21 protein-coding genes and 1 tRNA gene are annotated in these 22769 nt (G+C 51.7%); 12 read left to right on the top strand and 10 right to left on the bottom strand.

Going from position 1 to position 22769, the window contains the following annotated elements:
• Window positions 1-11 precede the first annotated feature (11 nt).
• The 6 genes from SGR01S_RS15600 to hemW all read left to right on the top strand — a co-directional run bounded on the left by SGR01S_RS15600 (window position 12) and on the right by hemW (window position 4234).
• Entirely contained in the window at window positions 12-719 is a 708-nt protein-coding gene (locus tag SGR01S_RS15600) for a YggS family pyridoxal phosphate-dependent enzyme (protein ID WP_061807918.1), read from the top strand.
• A 77-nt stretch (window positions 720-796) separates the two neighbouring features.
• Window positions 797-1618 carry a pyrroline-5-carboxylate reductase gene (proC, locus tag SGR01S_RS15595; protein ID WP_037416746.1) on the top strand — a complete coding sequence of 274 codons (822 nt, stop codon included), beginning with the start codon at window positions 797-799 and terminating at the stop codon, window positions 1616-1618.
• 31 nt (window positions 1619-1649) lie between these two features.
• Window positions 1650-2204, top strand: a complete 555-nt coding sequence (locus SGR01S_RS15590) for a YggT family protein (RefSeq protein WP_037416742.1) — start codon at window positions 1650-1652, stop codon at window positions 2202-2204.
• Complete coding sequence (gene yggU, locus SGR01S_RS15585; protein ID WP_061807917.1) at window positions 2201-2491, top strand: DUF167 family protein YggU; 291 nt, start codon at window positions 2201-2203, stop codon at window positions 2489-2491. Before SGR01S_RS15590 ends, yggU begins: the two co-directional genes overlap by 4 nt.
• Window positions 2492-2508: 17 nt before the next feature.
• Complete coding sequence (locus SGR01S_RS15580) at window positions 2509-3102, top strand: XTP/dITP diphosphatase (RefSeq protein WP_061807916.1); 594 nt, start codon at window positions 2509-2511, stop codon at window positions 3100-3102.
• Complete coding sequence (hemW, locus tag SGR01S_RS15575; protein WP_037416736.1) at window positions 3095-4234, top strand: radical SAM family heme chaperone HemW; 1140 nt, start codon at window positions 3095-3097, stop codon at window positions 4232-4234. The genes SGR01S_RS15580 and hemW overlap by 8 nt, the downstream gene beginning before the upstream one ends.
• An 81-nt stretch (window positions 4235-4315) precedes the next feature.
• Here hemW and SGR01S_RS15570 read toward each other — a convergent pair whose 3' ends face one another.
• From SGR01S_RS15570 to trmB, 4 genes are all read right to left on the bottom strand, one after another.
• Window positions 4316-5032 (bottom strand): YggN family protein, encoded by a 717-nt coding sequence (locus SGR01S_RS15570; protein ID WP_061807915.1) that lies wholly within the window; start codon window positions 5030-5032, stop codon window positions 4316-4318.
• Window positions 5033-5061: 29 nt separating this feature from the next.
• Window positions 5062-5985 carry a glutaminase B gene (glsB, locus tag SGR01S_RS15565; protein ID WP_061807962.1) on the bottom strand — a complete coding sequence of 308 codons (924 nt, stop codon included), beginning with the start codon at window positions 5983-5985 and terminating at the stop codon, window positions 5062-5064.
• A gap of 97 nt (window positions 5986-6082) precedes the next feature.
• Entirely contained in the window at window positions 6083-6409 is a 327-nt protein-coding gene (locus SGR01S_RS15560) for a YggL family protein (protein WP_037416731.1), read from the bottom strand.
• Window positions 6409-7128, bottom strand: a complete 720-nt coding sequence (trmB, locus tag SGR01S_RS15555) for a tRNA (guanosine(46)-N7)-methyltransferase TrmB (RefSeq protein ID WP_037416729.1) — start codon at window positions 7126-7128, stop codon at window positions 6409-6411. The genes SGR01S_RS15560 and trmB overlap by 1 nt, the downstream gene beginning before the upstream one ends.
• 177 nt (window positions 7129-7305) lie before the next feature.
• Here trmB and mutY point away from each other — a divergent pair, with 177 nt between their 5' ends.
• Genes mutY through mltC form a run of 3 tightly spaced genes read left to right on the top strand, consistent with a single transcriptional unit; the run spans window position 7306 to window position 9807 of the window.
• A complete protein-coding gene (mutY, locus tag SGR01S_RS15550) occupies window positions 7306-8406 on the top strand; it encodes an A/G-specific adenine glycosylase (protein ID WP_370452799.1) in 1101 nt (366 codons plus the stop codon).
• Window positions 8403-8675 carry an oxidative damage protection protein gene (locus SGR01S_RS15545; RefSeq protein ID WP_061807913.1) on the top strand — a complete coding sequence of 91 codons (273 nt, stop codon included), beginning with the start codon at window positions 8403-8405 and terminating at the stop codon, window positions 8673-8675. Before mutY ends, SGR01S_RS15545 begins: the two co-directional genes overlap by 4 nt.
• A gap of 55 nt (window positions 8676-8730) precedes the next feature.
• Window positions 8731-9807, top strand: coding sequence for a membrane-bound lytic murein transglycosylase MltC (mltC, locus tag SGR01S_RS15540; RefSeq protein WP_037416721.1), 1077 nt, complete (start codon window positions 8731-8733; stop codon window positions 9805-9807).
• A gap of 45 nt (window positions 9808-9852) precedes the next feature.
• Here the strand turns inward: mltC and SGR01S_RS15535 are convergent, their stop codons facing one another.
• The 6 genes from SGR01S_RS15535 to SGR01S_RS15510 form a co-directional block, all read right to left on the bottom strand.
• On the bottom strand, window positions 9853-10968 hold the full coding sequence (locus SGR01S_RS15535) for a GGDEF domain-containing protein (protein ID WP_061807912.1): 1116 nt from the start codon (window positions 10966-10968) through the stop codon (window positions 9853-9855).
• Between the two features lie 807 nt (window positions 10969-11775).
• Complete coding sequence (gene speF / locus SGR01S_RS15530) at window positions 11776-13938, bottom strand: ornithine decarboxylase SpeF (protein ID WP_061807961.1); 2163 nt, start codon at window positions 13936-13938, stop codon at window positions 11776-11778.
• Between the two features lie 652 nt (window positions 13939-14590).
• On the bottom strand, window positions 14591-15925 hold the full coding sequence (locus SGR01S_RS15525; RefSeq protein ID WP_255212237.1) for an OprD family outer membrane porin: 1335 nt from the start codon (window positions 15923-15925) through the stop codon (window positions 14591-14593).
• Between the two features lie 125 nt (window positions 15926-16050).
• Window positions 16051-17352, bottom strand: a complete 1302-nt coding sequence (locus SGR01S_RS15520; protein ID WP_061807911.1) for a pyrimidine-nucleoside phosphorylase — start codon at window positions 17350-17352, stop codon at window positions 16051-16053.
• 17 nt (window positions 17353-17369) lie between these two features.
• On the bottom strand, window positions 17370-19319 hold the full coding sequence (locus SGR01S_RS15515) for a bifunctional 2',3'-cyclic-nucleotide 2'-phosphodiesterase/3'-nucleotidase (RefSeq protein WP_082797632.1): 1950 nt from the start codon (window positions 19317-19319) through the stop codon (window positions 17370-17372).
• Window positions 19320-19383: 64 nt separating this feature from the next.
• Window positions 19384-20565 (bottom strand): NupC/NupG family nucleoside CNT transporter, encoded by a 1182-nt coding sequence (locus SGR01S_RS15510; RefSeq protein WP_037416712.1) that lies wholly within the window; start codon window positions 20563-20565, stop codon window positions 19384-19386.
• A gap of 388 nt (window positions 20566-20953) precedes the next feature.
• On the opposite strand from SGR01S_RS15510, the gene SGR01S_RS15505 reads away from it, so the two are divergent.
• From SGR01S_RS15505 to mdtN, 3 genes are all read left to right on the top strand, one after another.
• Window positions 20954-21029: transfer RNA gene (locus tag SGR01S_RS15505), tRNA-Phe, on the top strand.
• Window positions 21030-21381: 352 nt separating this feature from the next.
• A complete protein-coding gene (locus SGR01S_RS24660; protein ID WP_073963464.1) occupies window positions 21382-21642 on the top strand; it encodes a YtcA family lipoprotein in 261 nt (86 codons plus the stop codon).
• 39 nt (window positions 21643-21681) lie between these two features.
• Complete coding sequence (gene mdtN, locus SGR01S_RS15500) at window positions 21682-22734, top strand: multidrug transporter subunit MdtN (RefSeq protein ID WP_147284281.1); 1053 nt, start codon at window positions 21682-21684, stop codon at window positions 22732-22734.
• Window positions 22735-22769 lie beyond the last annotated feature (35 nt).

Here is a 22769-nt window from a genome sequence, read left to right as displayed (position 1 = left end):
CTGGGTCAATAATGAGCACTATCCAACAGAATCTGCAGGATGTCAGAAACCGCATTACCGCGGCCGCTCAAGGCTGCGCTCGCACTCCAGAAGAAGTGACACTGCTTGCAGTGAGCAAAACCAAACCTGTGGCAGCGATCGCAGAAGCCATAGCGGCAGGTCAGCGTGCCTTCGGCGAGAACTATGTGCAGGAAGGCGTGGATAAGGTTAAACATTTCGCTGCACTGCCAGAAGGTGCAACGCTGGATTGGCACTTTATCGGCCCGCTGCAATCCAATAAGAGTCGGTTGGTAGCAGAACACTTTGCCTGGTGCCACACCGTCGATCGATTGCGTATCGCCCTGCGTTTGAGCGAACAACGCCCGGCAGACATGCCACCGCTTAACGTGCTGATCCAAATAAATATCAGCGATGAACAGAGCAAATCTGGCATTGTATTGGCTGAACTGCCGGCACTGGCAGAGGCAGTTGCCGCCCTGCCGAATCTCAGGTTGCGCGGACTGATGGCTATCCCCGCTCCGCAAGAGGATTACCAGAACCAGTTAGCGGTGTTCAGCCAGATGCGCGACGCCTTTCAGGCACTGCAACAGCAGTATCCCCAAGTGGACACGCTGTCGATGGGCATGACTGATGATATGACGGCGGCGATTGCTGCAGGCAGTACGATGGTGCGTATTGGCACCGCGATTTTTGGCGCCCGTGATTATTCACAGGCCTAACATATCTATAGCTTTCAAGTTATAGCAATACAGCCAGCTTGAAAGACGACGGATATACACACAGATGAGGAATTTTAATGCAGCACCGTAAGATTACCTTTATTGGTGCCGGTAATATGGCACGCGCTATCATCGCCGGCCTGGTTGCCGGGGGTTACCCGGCCACATCCATCAGCGTTTGCGCACCCTCGGCCAAAAACCGTGATGCGTTGGCGGCAGACTACGGCATCATCAGCAGCAGCGATAACCTTGCTTGCGCACGCGCTGCTGATGTCGTGGTGCTGGCGGTAAAACCGCAAATGATGGCAGACGTGTGTCAGCCCCTGCGCGATCAGATCGACTTCAGCGGTAAACTGGTATTGTCCATCGCCGCGGGTATCCAGGTCAGCCGTTTTTACCAGTTGCTGGGGGATAAACTTAACATCGTCCGCATCATGCCGAACACCCCATCGTTGGTAGGCAAAGGCATGAGTGGCCTGTATGCGCCACAGCAAGTTAGCCAGCAGGACCGCGACTACACCAGCGATTTGATGGCATCCGTAGGTAAAGTCTGTTGGGTGAATGACGAAAGCGGCATCAATAGCGTAATCGCGGCGGCAGGCAGTGCACCGGCTTATTTCTTCCTGTTTATGGAAGCCATGCAGCAGGAAGCCGAACGTATGGGCTTTGACAGCCAGACCGCCCGCGATCTGGTCCAGCAAGCCGCTTCTGGCGCCGCCGCGCTGGTCGAAGCAAACCCAGAGACACCATTATCGACCTTGCGTGAGCAGGTCACCTCCAAAGGCGGCACCACCGCCGAGGCACTACGGGTGTTCAACGAACAACAACTGCCGGCCACCGTGGCCAAAGCGATGCAAGCGGCAGTATCCCGTGCGCAGGAAATGGAAAAATCATTTTAAATAATCGAGAGTTAAGGAGAAGGGCTACTACATGCTAACGCTGACTTTTTTGGTCAAAACCGTTGTTGATCTTTACGTCATGGTACTGCTGCTGCGCATCTGGATGCAGTGGACACGCGCTGACTTTTACAACCCATTCGCACAGTTTGTCGTGAAGATCACCCAGCCGGTGGTTGGCCCGCTGCGCCGTATCATCCCGTCATTGGGGCCAATCGACAGTGCATCACTGCTGTTAGCATTTTTGCTGATGACCATCAAATACCCGCTGCTGTTGCTCATTCAAGGCGGCGCGATGTCACTCAGTCCATATAACCTGCTGTTTGGCTTGATCTCGCTGGTGAAGTCGGCCGGTTACCTGATCTTCTGGGTGATGATTATTCGCGCGCTGATGAGCTGGATTAGCCAGGGCCGCAGCCCAATTGATCAACTGATGTATCAATTGACCGAGCCTTTAATGTCCCCTATCCGTCGTATTCTGCCGGCTATGGGCGGCATTGATTTTTCAGCGATGGTCGTGATCCTGATCTTGTATCTGATCAACTACCTGGGCATGGATCTGTTTGGTGAGATCTGGTTCCTGCTGTGAGTGCAGTTACCCCCGTGCTGGACGGGCTGGCAATCAGGCTATATATTCAGCCGAAAGCCAGCCGCGACCAGATTGTCGGTTTGCATGGCGACGAACTTAAAGTCGCCATTACCGCCCCACCGGTAGACGGCCAGGCTAACGCTCATCTGATCAAGTTTCTCGCCAAGCAGTTCAAAGTGGCGAAAAGCAACGTCATCATAGAGAAAGGCGAACTGGGGCGACATAAACAGTTACGCATCGTTAACCCGCAACAGATCCCCGCCGTGGTCGCGGCGCTAATCGAATAAATTTCAAGGTAGTCATCATGCAAAAAGTCGTTCTTGCCACCGGTAATCCGGGCAAAGTGCGTGAACTCGCCGACCTGCTGGCCGATTTCGGGCTGAATGTGGTCGCACAAACCGAGCTGGGCGTGGATTCCGCTGAGGAAACCGGCCTGACCTTTATCGAAAACGCGATCCTGAAAGCCCGCCACGCCGCGCAAATCACCGGCCTGCCGGCGATTGCCGACGACTCGGGTCTGGCTGTCGACGCGCTGGGCGGTGCACCAGGTATCTATTCTGCACGTTACGCGGGCGTTGACGCTTCAGACCAGCAAAATCTCGACAAATTGCTGATCGCACTGAAAGACGTGCCGCAGGGCAGCCGCGGTGCACAGTTCCACTGTGTACTGGTGTATATGCGCCACGCGGAAGATCCAACCCCGTTGGTGTTCCATGGTAGCTGGGCCGGTGAAATCACCTTTGCGGCCGCAGGTGAAGGCGGCTTCGGTTACGATCCAATCTTCTATGTCCCGGAACTGGGCCGCACAGCGGCAGAGCTGAGCCGTGACGAGAAACGCGCTGTATCTCACCGTGGCAAAGCGCTGAAACTGATGTTGGAAGCGATGCGCAATGCTTAAGTTGCCCCCGCTGAGTTTGTATATTCATATCCCGTGGTGCGTGCAGAAATGCCCGTACTGCGACTTCAACTCGCATGCGTTGAAGGGCGAAGTACCGCATCAAGAATATGTCGATCATCTGTTGGCAGACCTGGATGCCGATCTGCCGTTGGTTGCCGGCCGCGAAATCAGTACCATTTTTATCGGCGGCGGTACCCCTAGCCTGCTCAGCGCCGAAGCGATGCAATCGCTGCTGGACGGTGTCCGTGCACGTATACACGTGGTTGAGGGTGCCGAGATCACCATGGAGGCGAATCCTGGTACCGTTGAGGCCGATCGCTTCAGCGGCTACCAGCGCGCCGGTGTGAACCGTATTTCAATCGGGGTCCAGAGCTTCAGCGCCGAGAAGTTAACTCGTCTGGGACGCATACACGGCCCGGAAGAGGCCAAACGCGCGGCACACCTGGCTACCGGTCTTGGTCTGCGCAGCTTTAACCTCGATCTGATGCACGGCCTGCCGGACCAGTCGCTGGAAGAAGCGCTGGACGATTTACGCCAGGCGATTGCCCTGAACCCACCGCACCTGTCGTGGTATCAGTTGACCATCGAACCTAATACCCTGTTCAGCTCGCGCCCGCCGGTACTGCCGGACGACGATGCGCTGTGGGATATTTTCGAACGCGGTCACGAACTACTGAGCGCCGCTGGTTATCAACAATATGAAACCTCGGCCTATGCCAAACCCGGCTATCAGTGCCAACACAACCTCAACTATTGGCGCTTCGGCGACTATCTGGGGATTGGCTGCGGCGCACACGGTAAACTGACCTTCAGCGACGGTCGTATTCTGCGTACGGCGAAAACCAAGCATCCGCGTGGTTTTATGCAGGGCAAGTATATGGACAAACAGCATGAGGTGATGACGGCAGATCGACCATTCGAGTTCTTCATGAACCGCTTTCGTCTGCTGGAAGCCGCACCGCGTGCCGAATTCGTCAACTATACCGGGCTGGATGAAAGCACTATCCGTGCACCACTGGACGAAGCGCTGGCGAAAGGCTATCTGGAAGAAACGCCGGAATATTGGCAAATCACCGAGAAAGGTAAACTCTTCCTTAACTCGCTGCTGGAGTTGTTCCTGGCAGATGAATAGAAAAAAGCGCTGAATTATCAGCGCTTTTTTTTGCTTCACTCTGAAGATACCAAACAGCAAGCGATCAACCGTGATGTCATGTTATTTCAACGAATTAAGCAGATCTTTACGCTGAGTCTCCAGACCTGTAACACGGTTACACACGTCACGGCCAAAGTTCTGGAAGTCCTGCTCTTGGTTGTTCCATTCATTCTGAATCGCTTTCTGCAGGCCGCCCAGGTTACCCATGATCGCCTGCAACGGGTTGCCGCCACTGTTGGCAGCCTGTTTGACACCCATCTCATTCAGACTGTCCTGTAGCACACCACCCATGCTCTGCTGCACGAGATTACGGCCATCCTGCTCAACCTGGTCAATCGCCTTGTGGTGGAAGGTCAGGCCGTCGCTGCGGTGCTCGATAATACGGTTCATCTGCTGCTTGAGCTGGCCATTCAAAGTGGTCAGCCGGTTACGCACGTTGCTGTCGCTCCCCAGCTCCTTAACAATCACCTTGTCCAGCGCCACGCGCGCTTTTTCCAGGTGTTGCTGCGCACCTTTATCAATCCAAGGCAATTCTTTACGCAGTGCGCTCTGATAGCTGAAGGCCTTTTGCCGCTGGCTGTCATTTATGCTCAAAGCCTGGCCGTTGCGGGTTACATCACCATCAGGTGAAATCTGCAGATTGCCACTGGCGCCCGTCACCTGCACATTTTGCGGGCTGATAATCACGTCGTCCTGAGGTTTAACACCGCACTGATACTCGGCGTGTGCCTGTGAAGCCGTCAACAACAACAAGGCTAATCCGGTTTTCTTTAACATATTTTCTCCTGACGCCCTTCCGTGATGGGCTAAAAAATCGAACGGCTAATCCGTTGAGACAACAGTTCCAGTGCCGCAGTTCCCGCCAACGAGTTACCGGAGGCATCCAGCTCCGGTGACCAGACAGCGATCGACAGCTCATCAGGAACAATGGCGACGATACCGCCACCGACGCCAGATTTTCCCGGCATACCCACACGGTAAGCAAACTCCCCTGCACCATCGTACATACCGCTGGTCATCATCAGCGCATTAATCTGTCGCGCCTGCAATGGGCTGATCACTTCACGTCCGCTAAGATCGCGGCCATGATTGGCCAGGTAAACGAAGCTACGTGCCAGCTCTACGCAGCTCATTCGCAGCGCACAGTAGTGGAAATAGGTTTGCAGCACGGTGAGCACGTCGTTTTCGAAGTTGCCGAATGACTTCATCAGATAAGCTATTGCGGCATTGCGATCGGAGTGTTCAAACTCGGAACGGGCCACCCGCGCATCATAGGCCAGGTCATCTTCACCGGCCAGTTGGCGCACCACTTCCAGCATTCGCTGTTTGGGGGCACTGAGCCGGGTTTGCAGCATGTCGCACACCACCAGCGCACCGGGATTAATAAACGGATTGCGCGGTTTGCCCTGCTCCATCTCCAACTGCAACAACGAGTTGAACGGCAGACCGGAAGGTTCTTTGCCGACCCGTTGCCAGATTTCGTGTTCCTGATAGCGTGCCAGTGCCAGCGTCAGACTCAGTACCTTGGAAATGGACTGAATAGAGAAGCGCTCGGTGGCGTTACCCGCCTGGAACATTTCGCCGTCGACGGTGCAAACGGCAATGGCCAGGCGATCAGCAGCCACTTCTGCCAGCGCCGGTATGTAATCTGCCACTTTGCCCTGACCTATCAGCGGGCGCACCTGTTGCAGAATGTCATCCAGCAACGCGTTATCCAATGTTGTTACCACCGCGGTCACACTCCGGACAAAACAAAGGCGCCATTAAGGCACCTTAAAAGCAATAAGCATAGCGCGGCACAAAGCCGCGCCCATCAGGCTGGGAAAATCAGTCCCACCAGATATCGAACAGATCACTGACCTTCACGTCGGTCAGTTTACGCGCTTCCAGCCATTTTTTGACCAGTTCGCGTTGTTCGTCGGTGCAGTGACCGATAGTTTGCAGACAGATCAAACCTTCCCACTGCAGGTAGCCGCTACCGTCAAACGCCATGCCGTTCGGCTCGATCACTTCATCAATGAAAGCGTCCAGCGTGCTGTCGATGTCTTCAACCGAGGTGCCTTCGGCAAAACGCCATGCTACGGAGAAACCCAGCTCCTGAAACTCTTCAATGTGTAACTTTTTACGTAAACGACGACTGCGGTTCTTAGCCATTATTCTTTCCTCTCAAACATCAAATCCCAAACGCCATGTCCCAGACGCTGGCCGCGTAATTCAAATTTTGTCAGTGGGCGTGAATCCGGACGCGGCACGTAATCATTATCGCTGGAAAGATTACGGTAGCCTGAGATCCCGTTCATAACCTCTAACATATGTTCTGCGTAAGGCTGCCAGTCGGTGGCCATGTGGAACACGCCGCCTACTTTCAGTTTACGACGCACCAATTCAACAAACGGCGTCTGTACGATACGGCGCTTGTTGTGGCGCGCTTTGTGCCACGGATCGGGGAAAAACAGCTGAACCATGTCCAGCGAACCGTCCGGGATCATATTCTCCAGCACCTCAACTGCGTCGTGACACATTACGCGCAGGTTGCTCAACTCCGCTTCGGTGGCGTCGGCCAAACACGCGCCCACACCCGGCGAATGTACTTCAATCCCCAAGAAATTCTGCTGCGGGTTATTACCCGCCATGGTCACCAGCGAGGCGCCCATACCAAAACCGATCTCCAGCACGGTCGGTGCATCGCGCCCGAACAGTGCAGTGATGTCGACAGGTTCAGCCTGATACTCCACGCCCATCACCGGCCAATAGTTGTCCAGCGCGTGCTGCTGGCCTTTGGTCAGCCGCCCCTGGCGGCGAACAAAACTGCGGATACGGCGCATAGCGCGGCCGTTCTCATCAAATTCCGGGGAGATGACGTCATTAATCATAGTGCTTTCTGTCTGTTTGGCTGCTAATTAGGGAAACGCGCATTATGCAAAGATACATTGGTTTAGCAAGTGTTCATCTTATGTACCTGCCGTGCGACGTCGGAAAGTTCCGGTTTACAGCATCATGACTCTATGCTGCAATCGCGCTTCATTTTCTGCCGGATATCGAATCTGCTTATGATGCAAGCACAACAGTTCGCACAGGTGGTGCTTGACTGGTACCAGCGTTACGGCCGCAAAACTCTGCCGTGGCAGCTTGATAAAACCGCCTATCAAGTATGGCTATCTGAGGTCATGTTGCAACAAACTCAGGTTGCCACCGTGATCCCTTACTTTCAGCGCTTTATCGCTCGTTTTCCCAACGTGCGTGCTCTGGCAGAAGCGCCGCTGGACGAAGTGCTACATCTGTGGACCGGCCTGGGTTACTACGCCCGAGCGCGTAACCTGCACAAGGCTGCGCAGACTATTGTCGCACAGCACGGCGGCGAGTTCCCGACAACCTTTGAAGAAATCCACGCGCTGCCTGGAATCGGCCGTTCAACCGCAGGTGCAGTACTGTCTCTGGCACTCGGCCAACACTACCCGATCCTCGATGGCAACGTGAAACGCGTATTGGCACGCTGCTATGCGGTTGAAGGTTGGCCTGGCAAGAAAGACGTGGAAAACCGTCTCTGGCAGATCAGTGAAGACGTCACCCCGGCAAAGGGCGTCGGCCAGTTCAATCAGGCGATGATGGACCTGGGGGCAATGGTTTGTACCCGCTCCAAACCCAAATGCGAGCTATGCCCGCTCAGCCTAGGCTGTATCGCCTATGCCAACCACAGTTGGGCGAAATACCCCGGTAAAAAACCCAAGCAAACCCTACCGGAAAAAACGGCCTACTTTTTATTGTTGCAGCAGGGTGAGCAAGCCTGGCTGGAACAACGGCCAGCCGTTGGGCTATGGGGTGGCCTATTTTGCTTCCCGCAGTTCAGCGAACGAGAAGAGATGGAACTCTGGCTCCAACAACGCGGTCTGAAAAACAATCGCCAGCAGCAGTTGACCGCATTTCGTCATACTTTCAGTCATTTCCATCTCGATATCGTGCCGATATGGTTGGATATGAACGACGCGGCGGCCAGCATGGATGAAGGCGCCGGTCTCTGGTATAACTTGGCGCAGCCGCCATCGGTCGGGCTGGCAGCGCCGGTTGACCGCCTGTTACAACAGTTGGCAAAACAGTCACCACGCCAGCAGGGTTTATTTGGCGATAGCGCCATTGATGAGGAATTAGCATGAGCAGAACCATTTTTTGTACCTTCCTGCAACGCGATGCCGAAGGGCAGGATTTTCAACTTTACCCAGGGGACGTCGGCAAACGTATCTATAACGAGATCTCGAAGGAAGCCTGGGCAGAATGGATGAAAAAACAAACCATGCTGATCAACGAGAAAAAACTGAACATGATGAACGTGGATGACCGCAAACTGCTGGAAGCGGAAATGATCAAGTTCCTCTTCGAAGGGCACGACGTGCACATCGAAGGCTATACGCCACCGAGCGAATAACGCTGTTGGGGCCAGGCGCTGGCCCTCTTCAATATTTCCCGTATACGGCTTTAAGATGAAGAAAATTTTAGCTTTGCTAGTGATAGCGCCTTTGCTGATTTCCTGTTCCGGCAAAAAAAGTGAAGAAGTCAACGAAGCCCTGGTCAAAGACACCAACGGCTTTGAGATCCTGATGGGCCAATTCGCCCACAACATTGAGAATATCTGGGGTCTGAACGAAGTTCTGATCGCCGGGCCAAAAGATTACGTTAAATACACCGACCAGTATCAAACCCGTAGCCACATCAACTTTGATTCTGGTGCCATCACCATTGAAACCATCGCCACCACCGATCCTGCTGCACACCTGCGTCAGGCGATTATCAGCACCTTGCTGATGGGCGACGATCCGGGTTCTATCGATCTCTACTCCGACGTCAACGATATTCAGATCAGTAAAGAACCGTTCCTGTATGGTCAGGTACTGGATAACAAAGGCGCGCCGATCCGTTGGGAATGGCGTGCAGCGCATTTTGCTGACTATCTGTTGCAGAGCAAACTGCAAAAACGGACTTCCGGCCTGCACGTGATTTACTCAATCACCATCCAGTTGGTACCGAACCACCTGGACAAACGTGCGCATAAATATCTGCCAATGGTCCGTAAAGCGTCGGAGAAATACGGTGTTGAAGAGTCACTGATCCTGGCGATCATGCAGACCGAATCGAGCTTTAACCCCTATGCGGTAAGCGGTTCGGATGCGCTAGGCCTGATGCAGGTGGTGCAACACACCGCCGGTAAAGACGTGTTCCAGATGCGCGGGAAATGGGGTAAACCAAGCCGCAGCTACCTGTTCGATCCAGAGAACAATATCGACACCGGTACCGCCTATTTGGCCATTTTGCAGAACAACTACCTGGGTGGTATTCAGAACCCAACCTCGCGTCGCTATGCCGTTATCACCGCCTATAACGGTGGTGCAGGCAGTGTGTTGCGAGTGTTCTCCAGCGACAGGACTCGAGCGGTGAGTATCATCAATGGCATGCAGCCGGGCGACGTTTATCAGACGCTGACGACTAAGCATCCAGCCGGTGAATCACGCCGTTATCTGGTGAAAGTGAACAACGCGCAAAAGAGCTATCGACGCCGTTAATCACCTTGGTCAGGGCGGCCTTTCGTGCCGTCCTGACCAACCACATCACTCTGCAATACTATAGCCATTGCGACCACGCGCCTTGGCGCGGTATAACGCGCGATCGGCTGCCGCCAGTAGTTGCTCACGGTTTTGTCCCGGTTGCCATTGTGCAACCCCTTGGCTTACCGTCACCCATTGTGCCACCTCGGAAGCGGCATGCGGCATCGCCAAACCCGCGAGCAGCGCCTCAATTCTTTGTGCGACTTGTTCAGCCTCACGGGCATCAGATTTCGGCAGCAGGATAATAAACTCTTCACCACCATAACGGGCCACCAGATCCTGCGAACGTCGTGTTGCACTGTCCAAACAGGCCGCAAGCCTAACCAAGCACTCATCTCCCTGTTGGTGTCCATAGTGATCGTTATATTTTTTAAAGAAATCGACATCCAACAGAATCAGCGTAAACGGCGACTGTAGAGTCGACTCCCGCAGTAAAACAGCGTCAAAGTAGTGATCAAAGTAGCGCCGATTAGCGATACCGGTGAGTGGATCACGGTGTGCCAGCTTACTCAGACGCTCAATCAGTTGTTTGTTTTCCTGCTCACGCTCAATAGCCAAGGTGAACCATTGTTCCAGCCGATGCTGCGCCGAATAAATCAGAAACAGCATCAAGGCATATGAAATCAGGTTAACCAGAGAAAAAGCGCTGCGGATAAAGATATTTTCGACTATCGCCACCAACAACACCGGGATGCTGAACAGGAAGAACAATCGTGGGGAAAGGTAAAAAGCGATCAATGAGGAAAACAGCAGGCCGAGTGACAAAGGGTAAACCAGATTAATATTATTGTTGACGATCAAATGATGGAAAACGCCGCACCAACATAACGCCAGTAACAGGATACACACCACCGCGCCGCGCCAAACCGCCAGTTCTCCGCGTGCAGCCAACTGGCGTAATACGATAAAAGACAGGGCGGACAATAACACCACGCTATCGATAGCCGGGGCGCCACGTAACAGATCAGTCAGAGAGTGATCGCCGAGTGTCTGAGCGCGTTGGAGCAAGAGATAGGCGGCAAGCAACACATTAACCAATAGGAACCAGTTAAAATTACGCAGCGTTGAACGTCTTTTCTCACTGCTGACCCACTCGGGATAACCCTCTTCTTTCATCATCTTATTCCAATACTCATGGCTTTTACCTAAAAGGTAGTGCCGCCATTCGGCTTTGTCATCCCGAGTCATGGTGATTTAAAAGCAGCCCCTGCGAGCTAATGCTTGTCAGTTAATCAGAATGGCTGGTTTTATTCGGTCTCTGAAGGTTCCGTGTATGAGGAATTGCCATAAACGTTCGGTATTTCTTTGCCGCCAAGATGAACGGCAATTGGAGGGGCCGAAGGCGCGGCCCCTCCACCCGCGCCCCTGCTTAACACCAGCTGCCCGCTACGCGGGTCCCCTCGCAGCGTCAGCGTTGCCGGGCGGGTCGGCTACGACAAACATCCCTGTTCGTCTCGCCTCAACCGGCCTTCCCTGGCCGGTTGCCCCTGACAACGCCGCCTTGCTCGGCAGCCGGTGATGCGCATTAAGGTCAACACCCTAATCAGCAGCCACCGGGCAACCTACCCCCTCTGTGGGCTACCTACCGAAAAACGACGAAAGTGCCTCTATGAGCACGGTGTTGGACGCCCTTGAAGACGTCGAACGCAGGAACAAAGCATAGGCGAAACCGCCATGGATGGCGGTTTCAGGCGAGACAGACAGGGACGTCTGTCGTAGCCGGCCGTGATGCGGAGTGACAAAGAGAGAGTCGTTGGCGCAGCCAACCGTCTGATAGGGCAAGGCGTGGGTTGCAAGGGACCGCGCCTAGGGTCCCTTGCTCGGTCGGGGCGCCGGTGTTTCATGGTCACCAGCGTTAATCGACCGAAATATCCCCCATCTTCACAAAGACTAACTGACTAACATTCGCTCTGCGGCCCTACCAAATTATTGCTTGATCATATAGCCGAAGATACGCTTCCAACCGTGATCCTTTTTCTCGATATAAACGCCCTGCAACTCTGGAGAAAATCCCGGTAGCCGGTTAATCCCATCTTCCAATGCCAAAAAGTAGCGCTGAACTGCGCCACCCCACACTTCCCCAGGTACCACACAGAGTACACCCGGCGGGTATGGCAGCGCCCCTTCAGCCGCAATGCGCCCTTCCGCCTGAGCAATGGGTACCAGCTCAACATTGTCGCGAATAAACTCTACGTTAGCGTCTTGCGGGTTCATCATCACCTGTGGGAAATGACGCTGGCGGAACATCTCTTTCTGCAATTGTTTCACATCAAAACTGACGTACAGGTCATGCATTTCCTGACACAACTGGCGCAGGGTATAACCACGATAGCGCTGTTCATTCTTGCGATATACCGTTGGCAAAACCACACTTAACGGCGCGTCTTCTGCCACATAGCGCTCGAACTGCACCAACATATCCACCAACTGTTCCATCTTGGCCGGATTTTCCGCCGGGGTCAGCAGGAACAAGATTGAATTAAGATCACATTTTTCCGGAACGATGCCGTTCTCACGCAAGAAGTTGGCCAGAATGGTCGCCGGCACGCCGAACTCGGTGTACTGGCCGGTGGTTGCGTCTATACCCGGCGTGGTCAACAGCAATTTGCACGGGTCAACCAAATACTGGTCCTGGGCATAACCTTCAAAACCGTGCCATTTCTCGTCCGGTACAAAATTGAAGAAACGCGCGTCGTTGGCGATCAGATCAGTGTCGTAATCTTGCCAATTCTTACCCGCCACCTGCAGCGGAATAAACGGCTTGAGCTGCGAGCAACGTTCCAACAGTTGCTTGCGCGTCTCAATACCCAATTTCACGCAATCCATCCACATGCGACGACCGGCAGCCCCGGCGTGCATCTTGGCATTCACATCCAGCGCAGCGAATAGCGGGTAAAACGGGCTGGTCGAGGCGTGCAGCATGAAAGCATTATTGAGATGCTTATGATTGCAGTGGCGCTTCTGGCCCTTGATATGGTCGTCTTTTTTGTGGATTTGCGAGGTCTGCGAGAAACCGGCCTGCTGCTTGTGTACCGACTGGGTGACAAAGATACCCGGATCCAGCTCATCGAGCTCCAGCAACAGCGGCGAACACTCTTTCAGCATCGGGATAAAGCCTTCGTAACCCACCCAGGCAGAGTCAAACAGGATGTAGTCACACAGGTGGCCGATAGAGTCGATCACCTGGCGTGCGTTATAGATAGTGCCGTCATAAGTACCGAGCTGAATAATTGCCAGCCGGAACGGACGTGCTGCATTGGCCTTCTCGGGCGCTACGTCACGAATTTGCTCGCGCAGATAGTGCTCATCAAAACAGCGTGAATCAATGCCGCCAATAAAACCAAACGGGTTACGCGCGGTTTCCAGATATACCGGCGTAGCCCCGGCCTGGATCAACGCACCGTGGTGGTTGGATTTATGGTTGTTGCGATCGAACAAAACCAGGTCGCCACGCGTCAGCAATGCATTGGTCACGACTTTGTTGGCTGCCGAAGTACCATTGAGCACGAAATAGGTTTTATCGGCATTGAATACCCGCGCAGCATGTTTTTGTGCATCCTTGGCCGACCCTTCGTGGATCAGAAGATCGCCCAACTTAACGTCAGCGTTGCACATGTCAGAACGGAAAAGTGTTTCACCGTAGAACTCAAAAAACTTCCGGCCGGCCGGGTGCTTGCGGAAAAACTCCCCCCCCTGATGCCCAGGGCAAGCAAAGGTCGAGTTCTCCATTTCCACGTAGGTTTTCAATGTTTTGAAAAACGGCGGCAACAGCGCTTGTTCGTAAGCATCCGCAGCAGCTTCCAATTGCGCCATGTAGAACGCCTTACTGGCACCGTCCAGCGCAAAAACGCCACTGATAAAAGGTAGGTAGTCCGGGGAAAGATGTTCATCCGCGGCAACCGCCACAAAGGTCGGGATCTCGAACCCGGTCGCTTTAAGGTGCGCCAGGATACCGGTGTTGACGTCATCAACCGACACCACTAACGCAGCGACATCGGTGAAGTCCGTTTGCTCTACGCGGACGATCTGACGCAGCGTTTCAATGGTAGCGACCAGGCTGGCGCTGGTGGCGATTTTCAATTCTTTCATCATGCTAACTCTCAAACGGTTAAGGATGAGGGTGTGCCACAGGGCACAGTAATGAGATAACAAAGGTTATCCCGGTAAAGTGATGTCCGGCGTCGCAGCATTTACCCTAAATAGGCATGACCGGCTGACTCTCCTAAGATTATCAGGTATCTATCCAAAATAATTGGAGTTGCATCGAGGCGGCAAGTGAACAAGTCCCGATGAGCTGACATCAGTCAGTGATTCGGGCGTGTGAATGTAGCCAACACAGATGCAGCTTCAAGTATGAAGGATATATTAGGGGCTGGTATCGGCAGCGACCAATAGACATCAGTAAAATCAGAACCGCAGTTCTATTTTTAATAATGCCTAACAGCGAGCATCAGATAGCCTTACCGCATGGCAGGCTGGGTATTTCTGGCGGACCGCGTTCGGGAAAAGTAAGAACAGAGTGATGGCATCATAAGATGTCTGGTGCGCAACTGCGCTTGAACAACAAAACCAGTCATGCCTGTAATCCTCTGACTTATGATGAGGGGGAATCACCGCATCGTGAATTTGCGCAATGATTGCACGTTTTTTTTGACGGTTCAAGCCGGTTAATAACCACTAAAAATGCATAATTATTTATTTTTTGCCATGTGAATAACCTCACATGGCAAGACTGACATGATTAGAACAAGTTAAACGCGTAATCCACTTGCAGTTCGATCGAATGGTTTCTCGCACGCATCGGTTTGCCGTCCGGCGTCAACTTGGGTTGATTATGCTGACTTTGGAAATTCCAGGAAGGGCCGCCAGAAAGCTGTATCGCCAGGTTTTTTAACGCTGGCTGTGAAGGCGTCCAACGTGAATAAACCAGCGTTTCCCCACGATCAAGCTTCTGACCTTGGTACTTCATTCCCCACCCGTAGTTGGTGACCATACCCAACTCAACTTCCGGTAAAATTGCATAACCGAACGTCCAGGCCAGCATCTTTTCTTTATCGCCAACATAGTCATTGCCCCAACTGTCAGCCATCGAGTTAAACGTCCCTCGACTGTGCTTGGCCAGGTGCCACTCAAAACGCCCTAACCCGCCAGACAACGAGGCGCGGGTGTAAGACGCCCCAACCTTATGCTTCCAGCGATCTGCGCGCCACTCGGCATACATCGCTGCATGATAGGCATCATCATCAAAGGTTTTATGACTACGTGACATATGCGTCCAGTCATTCAAACCATGATTAAGGTAAAATTGGCTCGCCAACTTGAAACGATGATCAACCCAGGCGGCAGGTTGCCAACCTAATTCCAGCCCCTGCCGTTGCAGATAGTTATGGCTTTCACCGAAGAAATAGAGCGCACTGTAACCCCGATCGCTATAGCTCAACTCACCGGTAGCAATACTGCTAATCTGCTTTTTATCCGCCGTTCGGAAATGAATTTTATCCGGGGAATCCCTGTCACTGTAGCGCGTCACATAGGCGCCGCGAACGCGTAATGGCCCAGTAGCTGCTTCACCACGCCAGCCCAGATAAGTGCTTGGAATAGCCCGCGTTGAGTTATTGAGCGCGCCCCATTTTTTTATCTGTTGCCAGCCGGAATACAGATGCAAGTAGGTATCGTCATCTCCCAAACGCCCTTTCAGATAGAGTTGGCCGATCTTATTAAAACCTTTAGCCTGACCATTGTCGTTATACAACACACTACGGCCCCAAAAATCATCGCTGGCCGCCAATTTCACCACACCATAATAAGACGCATCTATCCCCAGCATATCCGCGAAATAACCGGACTGATAATCAAGGGTGATCCCTTGCCCCCAAGCGGTCTGATTTGAGCGCTGACCATAGTCCTCCGTGCTGAGGTTTTTAAATACATTGCGGAACGACAGATCCGCATGGCTGTCATTAATCACATTGGAAAACATATTACCGTTATTCGTTACTTTAATTTCTTCTGCTACACCCTGAAAAGAAAATAAAATAGAGAGCAGTGCCAGTGGTCGGTTTATTTTAAATTGCATTATTTTATTCATAGAAAAATCCCGTTTTCTATTTAATAACCCAGAGATATTTATATTTAATAATTAGATTTTATTGTGATACGAAGTTGTTCCTCTCTAAAAGTAGAGAGGAACATGGTTTACATTTACTGGGTAATAATGGTGTGAATTAACTTAGGTACTTCTGCTTTGTCCGCAATGGTGATGCTTTCATATATTTTCGCCATCACGCTTGCCACATCCTCGCGGTTCGCATGAATCGTCAGCAGTGAGTCACCGATGGCTACCCGATCACCGACTTTCTTATGCATCATCAGGCCAACAGCCAAATCGATATCATCTTCCTTGGTTGCACGCCCAGCCCCGAGTAACATCGCCGCGACACCGATCTCGTCGGCAACAATGTTTGCGACCACTCCAGCTTGTTTGGCCGGGACTTCAATCCGATATTTCGCCTGCGGCAGCTTCTCGGGGTGATCTACCATCGAAGCATCCCCTCCCTGGTTCGCCAGGAAATCACGGAATTTAGCCAACGCTTTACCGTTACGGATTACCTCTTCCAGCATCTGGCGTGCGGCAGGTAAAGAATCTGCCTTTTTCGCCAACACCACCATTTGGCTGCCCAACTGCATCACCAGTTCGGTCAGATCTTCCGGCCCTTCACCACGCAGCGTTTCGATGGCCTCTTTCACCTCCAGCGCATTCCCGATAGCGTAGCCCAGTGGCTGCGACATATCAGAAATCACCGCCATCGTATTACGACCGACGTGATTGCCAATGCGTACCATCGCCGTCGCCAGTGCGATCGCGTCGTCGGTGGTTTTCATAAATGCGCCTGCACCGGTTTTCACATCCAGTACGATCGCATCAGCCCCTGCGGCAATCTTCTTGCTCATGATTGAGCCGGCGATCAGCGGAATGGAGTTTACCGTGCTAGTAACATCACGCAGCGCATACAGTTTTTTATCCGCCGGGGTCAAATTACCGGTTTGACCAATCACAGCAATTTTGTCGCGATTAACCAGCTCGATAAACTGTTCACTGGAAATTTCCACATGGAAACCCGCCACGGCTTCCAGCTTATCGATCGTGCCGCCGGTGTGGCCCAAACCACGACCGGACATTTTCGCAACCGGGATATCCAGTGCCGCCACTAAAGGTGCCAGCACCAGCGTCGTCGTATCGCCAACGCCGCCAGTCGAGTGTTTATCGACCTTTACGCCTTCGATCGCAGAAAGATCGATCACATCCCCTGAATTCACCATCGCCATAGTCAGATCAGCGCGTTCACGATCGTTCATATCCTGGAAAAAGATCGCCATTGCCAGTGCACTCGCCTGGTAATCAGGAATATTGCCCTGGGTATAACCATCAACAAAAAATGCAATTTCTTGCGTTGTCAGTTCTTTTCCATCGCGCTTTTTGGCGATGATATCAACCATTCTCATTGTCTTTCCCTTAGTCTTTATTTCTGTAAATTAATTTTATAAATAGCAAAACCAATATCGTCTTTTTCAATCAATTCCATAGGGTGCTGAGCAGCTTGCTTGATATAAGCAGCAGCATTCTGGCTTGGCGATGTTTCCATCCGAATATCTAATTTCTTATCCGAGGAAATAGGTGCAATCTGCCAGCTGTTTATTACTTGTGGCTTATACTCACCATGTTGTTTGGTTTGTTCACTGATGTAATTAGCAACAATGGTGCGCACTTCGTCCGGAGAGGAGATAACAACATGCTTTTCCCCCGTCCCTGCAAACTTGCCGGTAAATGCCCGGTAGTTGTTAACGGCAACCAGGAATCGCGCATGGGCTGCGATCGGCTTACCCTGATAGGTCAGTGACGTGATGCGTTGCGCCTGTGGGTTAATCAGGTTGCAATCGCCGTCGTAACGCGCGGGCTGAGTCACATCTATTTGATAACTCAGGTCGTCAAACATATCGAAGTTATAAGCGCGAAAACCGTCCCAATTAAGCAGTGACTGTGGCTTATCCGTCTTCACGTCTATCTGGTTATACATGCCGGCAGAGCACTCTAACCACTCTTTCAGATCGCTTCCCTGTACTTTCACTGCGGCCAGCGTATTGGCGTACTGGTAAAGATCTGCCGCATTACGGAAGCTCAAAGGCCCTTTGCGCATATCGACAAAGGCCGCCGGATCGTTCTTCCTGCCACCGGCTTTAAACGGCGCAGCAGCCGAAATCACGGGTATATCTGCCAGATCCGGATCGCCCTGGATATAGTGCTTAACATAGGCTTTCTGCGCTTCACGGATAATCTGGATTGCTGAGGAGTCCTGCACCAACGCCAAATAGGTATTGGTATCTTCAGCGATAGTACCGATAGGCTTGTTAACGAACTTACGCGTATCGTCATGCGCCTGTTCCAGCGTTTTCACCAGCGCTGTTTTGGCAGCCGCCACTGACTTGTCGTTTTTCTTGTCGAAAATTGGTCGCGCCTCTGCACGGCTGGATACAACCTTCCAGTTGTTAGTTTCCCCTTCAAGTACTAGATCAATAACCCCCAGGTGATCAGCCCAGTGGCCCGGCATCACCGCAGGTACGCCGTTGACTGTCCCCTGATCGATATCAACCCCGGGGATTGCAGCGAAGCTCTTGCTAGGGAAAATACCGTGAGAATGGCCGAACGCAATGGCATCAATCCCCGGAACCTGCGAAAGGTAATACACAGAATTTTCTGCCAAGGCTTTATAAGGATCGGCAGAAAGGCCAGAGTGGGCGATAGCGATAACGATATCCGCTCCCTCTTTACGCATTTGCGGCACCAACTCTCTGGCCGTTTCAGTGATGTCTTTGGTGATCACCTTGCCGGACAGTTTTGCCTTATCCCACAGAACGACCTGCGGTGGCACGAAACCGATATAGCCAATACGCAAATTATGCACTTTGCCTTCACGATCTTTAACCGGCGAATCCACGATCAGGTACTGTTTGAAATAAGGTTTTTTGGTTTTGGCGTCATACACATTGGCATTAATGTACGGGAACTTGGCCCCGCTGATCGCCAGTTGTAAATAATCCAAACCGTAATTGAATTCGTGGTTACCAATATTGCCAACGACATAGTTCAGGGCGTTCATCGCCTGATAGACTGGATGTACCTCGCCTTTTTTCAGATTAGCGGCGGCATAATCTGCCATCGGGCTACCCTGGATAATGTCACCATTATCCACCAACACACTGTTGGTCACTTCCTCACGGGCAGCATCGATTAACGAAGCGGCTCTCACCAGACCATACTGGGCTGTAGCCTGATCTTTGTAATAGTCGTAATCCATCACATTGCCATGGACGTCGGTGGTCTCCATAACGCGGAGATCCACCGTTGCAGCATTTACTGCGCCAGCAACCATCATGGCTAATAACGAAATTTTGGTTGGAGAAATCATTTTCATCACACATTCCCTATATTGCAGCAAAACTGTCCAGCCACACGCTGTCGATGTGGCACTCTGTTGATTAAAAGAAGAACCCCACCACGGCAGCGTTGAGGAAACTGACCAGCGTAGAACCGTAAAGCAGCTTTAAACCAAAGCGAGCGGCGCTGTTCCCTTGTTTGGAATCCAACGCTTTGATGGCGCCGACGATGATGCCAATGGAAGAGAAGTTGGCGAACGACACCAGGAAGACCGAGATAATCGCCATGGTACGTTCAGTGAAGTGATACCCACCTTGAGACAAGTTGAGCATGGCAACGAATTCGTTACTGACGATCTTGGTTGCCATCAAGCCACCAGCCTGCACCGCTTCATTCCAAGGCACCCCTACCAGGAAAGCCAATGGAGAAAACAGGTAACCCAAGACGCCTTGGAAAGAGATGCCAAATAAGGCCGTGAATACCGCGTTAGCCATGGTGATCAACGCAATAAAGCCAATCAGCATTGCACCTACGATCACCGCCACTTTAAAGCCATCGAGGATGTATTCGCTCAGTACTTCAAAGAAGCTCTGCTTTTCCCCTTCAACCACATTAAGGATGTCTTCTTCTGGCTTGACCTGATAAGGGTTGATTAATGAAGCCATAATGAAGCCACCAAACAGGTTCAGCACCAATGCGGTTACCACGTAGCGGGGATCAAGCATCACCATGTAGGCGCCCACGATGGACATAGACACCGTCGACATAGCAGATGTACACAGCGTATATAAACGGTGCTCCGGTAACAGCCCGAGTTGCTTTTTAACTGAGATGAAAACTTCAGACTGCCCGAGGATCGCCGAAGCAACGGCATTATAGGATTCGAGCCGCCCCATGCCGTTAACTTTGCTTAAGCCTAACCCGATGTATTTAATTATAAAACCAAGAATACGCCAGTGTTGCAGGATGCCAATCAGCGCCGAAATAAACACGATAGGCAGCAAAACAGACAGGAAAAATGAAATCTCCCCTTTATTCAGCAAACCGCCAAAAACAAAGTTGACCCCTTCATTGGCGTAAGAAAGCAAATTGCCAAACACCCCGGCGATCACACCAATAACCTTGTTGCCCACATCGGTCTTAAGTAACAGTGCAGTCATGGCAAACTGACAGCCCAGCATCACAAAGATCGGGCGGTAGCGGATGTTTTTGCGATCGTTGCTTACCAAGAGAGCTAAGACACAGACAACAATAATGCAGATTATCCCTATGATGTATTTCACTTTTTCTCCAAATTTATCTGTGAACTTTTACGTTCTTTCTCCCTACCCCACTCCCAAACCATACCAGGAATGAAATTGTTATTATCGAAACATAACATTCAATTTATGTTATTTAAGTTACAACGATCACAAATGAAAAAATAATATCCTTAAAATACAATTATGTAACATGTTACTGTTATAACCACCTGTAAAGCCGATCAACGATTGCCGCGTTTGAGCAGGAATTGAAGTAACGGCAAGGCTTACAGCCAGGGCTGAAGAGTTAACAAATTGTGACTATTGCAGAGACGCGAGGCGGGACTTGCTTGAAAATAGAGCAACCGATCGGCTTTGTGATAGAAAGCGATTGACGACATCCGGCCAATACGGTTTAATGCGCCCCGTTGCCCGGATAGCTCAGTCGGTAGAGCAGGGGATTGAAAATCCCCGTGTCCTTGGTTCGATTCCGAGTCCGGGCACCATCTTTAGAAGAACCCGCCTATGGCGGGTTTTTTGCTTTCAGAGATACGGATGGAAAACCTACGCCAGCCGATACTTATCATATCGCTCGATCACCTATTGCCGGACATTACCAATAAGAAGCTGGCAAGAAGATAGTAAAAAGCCAGAACAGAGATCGGCTTTTTATTCACCCGTTGCGCCTTTTACTCCGCCCCTACCCTATCCATTCTTTGTCTCAATTATCATTGAGATAATGGCATTGAAAAATAAGCCAATTATTATTTAATGCAAATAACCACTCAAAGTACATGGTTGTATGTTGCCGGTTTTTTAGTGTATTTTGGCCTTCATTTTTCTCTGGTTTAATACGTTATGAAACGCAAGTTATTTTGGATAACCGGAATGGTCATATTATTGAGTGGCTGCCATTCCCGCTCACCCTCGATCAATATTCTCGGCGCTTACTTCCCAGACTGGCTATTTTGCATTTCGGGTGGCTGCCTGACCACAGTCATTATTTACATGATCCTGACCGCTCGGAAAAAAGCGGAATGGCTCACCCCTTACATCCTGACGTACCCTCTGCTGATTACATTGTTTTCAATGTGTTATTGGACCCTTTTCTTTAATTAATAATGCTTACTCATCAAGGAGATGGGAATGTTGAATAACATGGAGAACACCATGAAAAGGCGTTTGTTCGTCATCATACTCACGGTGATTACGCTTGCGGTTTTATGTTGGGTAATCAAGACCCTTGATGAAGCCCCTCGAACCGATGATGCCTACGTATATGCAGATACCATTAACGTCGCCCCTCAGGTCAACGGCCTGATTATTGAAATGCCAATCCGTGAAAACCAATTGGTTAAAAAAGGTGATGTCCTGTTTCATATCGATCCGCGTCCCTATCAGGACTCGCTAAATCGTACGACGGCAAGCCTGGCCCAGTTGGAACAGCAAATCGTCCTGGCACAGAGAGATGTGAATGCCCAGCAATTCAATGCTCAGGCAGCAGAGAAACGCATCGATGCAGCCCGCGCCACTGCCGAACAGGACATGAATACACTGCGCCGCCTGGAAACCCTTCGCCCGCAGAACTATGTATCCAAAGAAGCTCTCGATCAAGCTCGAGCGGCCCAGCGCGCGTCATCAGCTCAGCTTCAGTCCACCAAATTGCAGGCACAACAAGCCAATGCTGCCATCAGTAGCGTCGCCGCATTAATAGCGCAACGCGAAGTGCTCAAAGCAGATATCTCCACTGCACAGTTCAATCTGGAACACACTATCATCAAAGCCCCGTTCGACGGGCGCGTTGCATCGTTAAAAACTACCGCAGGGCAATATGCCAGCGTAGGACAGGCGGTCTTTACCCTGATCGACAGCAACACGTGGTATGTAGTGGCCAATTTCCGTGAGTCTGAACTGCAAAACATTCGCGACAATGCCAAAGTCGACATCTATCTAATGAGCAACACTAGCAAGAACTTTACCGGTGTAGTGGACTCGATTGGTTATGGGGTTTATCCCGACGATGGCGGCGCTACCCAAGGCGGACTGCCAAGTGTATCACGCAGCATTAACTGGGTACGCGTCGCCCAGCGTTTCCCCGTACGTATCCGCGTCACCAACCCCGACCTCAGTATGTTTCGCATGGGTACATCCGCGGTAGTCAACATCCGTCCCAATACTATTTTGGCCCACGAGGACGGTAATGCATCATGAGTGAGTTCGCAGCATCCGACATGAAGCAAGGTAAC

The organism is Serratia grimesii NBRC 13537, assembly GCF_001590905.1.
In the GTDB taxonomy this organism is placed as follows: Bacteria; Pseudomonadota; Gammaproteobacteria; order Enterobacterales; family Enterobacteriaceae; genus Serratia; species Serratia grimesii.
Note: the sequence above shows the minus strand (reverse complement) of the source record. Positions and strands in the feature narration are given on the sequence as shown.

Coding starts and splice junctions, on each gene's coding strand:
- SGR01S_RS15515 (WP_082797632.1), bottom strand. CDS start 19,319: ATGAAAATGATTTCTCCAACCAAAATTTCGTTATTAGCCATGATGGTT.
- SGR01S_RS15560 (WP_037416731.1), bottom strand. CDS start 6,409: ATGGCTAAGAACCGCAGTCGTCGTTTACGTAAAAAGTTACACATTGAA.
- mutY (WP_370452799.1), top strand. CDS start 7,306: ATGATGCAAGCACAACAGTTCGCACAGGTGGTGCTTGACTGGTACCAG.
- speF (WP_061807961.1), bottom strand. CDS start 13,938: ATGAAAGAATTGAAAATCGCCACCAGCGCCAGCCTGGTCGCTACCATT.
- mltC (WP_037416721.1), top strand. CDS start 8,731: ATGAAGAAAATTTTAGCTTTGCTAGTGATAGCGCCTTTGCTGATTTCC.
- SGR01S_RS15520 (WP_061807911.1), bottom strand. CDS start 17,352: ATGAGAATGGTTGATATCATCGCCAAAAAGCGCGATGGAAAAGAACTG.
- hemW (WP_037416736.1), top strand. CDS start 3,095: ATGCTTAAGTTGCCCCCGCTGAGTTTGTATATTCATATCCCGTGGTGC.
- SGR01S_RS24660 (WP_073963464.1), top strand. CDS start 21,382: ATGAAACGCAAGTTATTTTGGATAACCGGAATGGTCATATTATTGAGT.
- proC (WP_037416746.1), top strand. CDS start 797: ATGCAGCACCGTAAGATTACCTTTATTGGTGCCGGTAATATGGCACGC.
- SGR01S_RS15570 (WP_061807915.1), bottom strand. CDS start 5,032: ATGTTAAAGAAAACCGGATTAGCCTTGTTGTTGTTGACGGCTTCACAG.
- trmB (WP_037416729.1), bottom strand. CDS start 7,128: ATGATTAATGACGTCATCTCCCCGGAATTTGATGAGAACGGCCGCGCT.
- SGR01S_RS15525 (WP_255212237.1), bottom strand. CDS start 15,925: ATGCAATTTAAAATAAACCGACCACTGGCACTGCTCTCTATTTTATTT.
- mdtN (WP_147284281.1), top strand. CDS start 21,682: ATGGAGAACACCATGAAAAGGCGTTTGTTCGTCATCATACTCACGGTG.
- SGR01S_RS15600 (WP_061807918.1), top strand. CDS start 12: ATGAGCACTATCCAACAGAATCTGCAGGATGTCAGAAACCGCATTACC.
- SGR01S_RS15590 (WP_037416742.1), top strand. CDS start 1,650: ATGCTAACGCTGACTTTTTTGGTCAAAACCGTTGTTGATCTTTACGTC.
- SGR01S_RS15545 (WP_061807913.1), top strand. CDS start 8,403: ATGAGCAGAACCATTTTTTGTACCTTCCTGCAACGCGATGCCGAAGGG.
- SGR01S_RS15535 (WP_061807912.1), bottom strand. CDS start 10,968: ATGATGAAAGAAGAGGGTTATCCCGAGTGGGTCAGCAGTGAGAAAAGA.
- SGR01S_RS15580 (WP_061807916.1), top strand. CDS start 2,509: ATGCAAAAAGTCGTTCTTGCCACCGGTAATCCGGGCAAAGTGCGTGAA.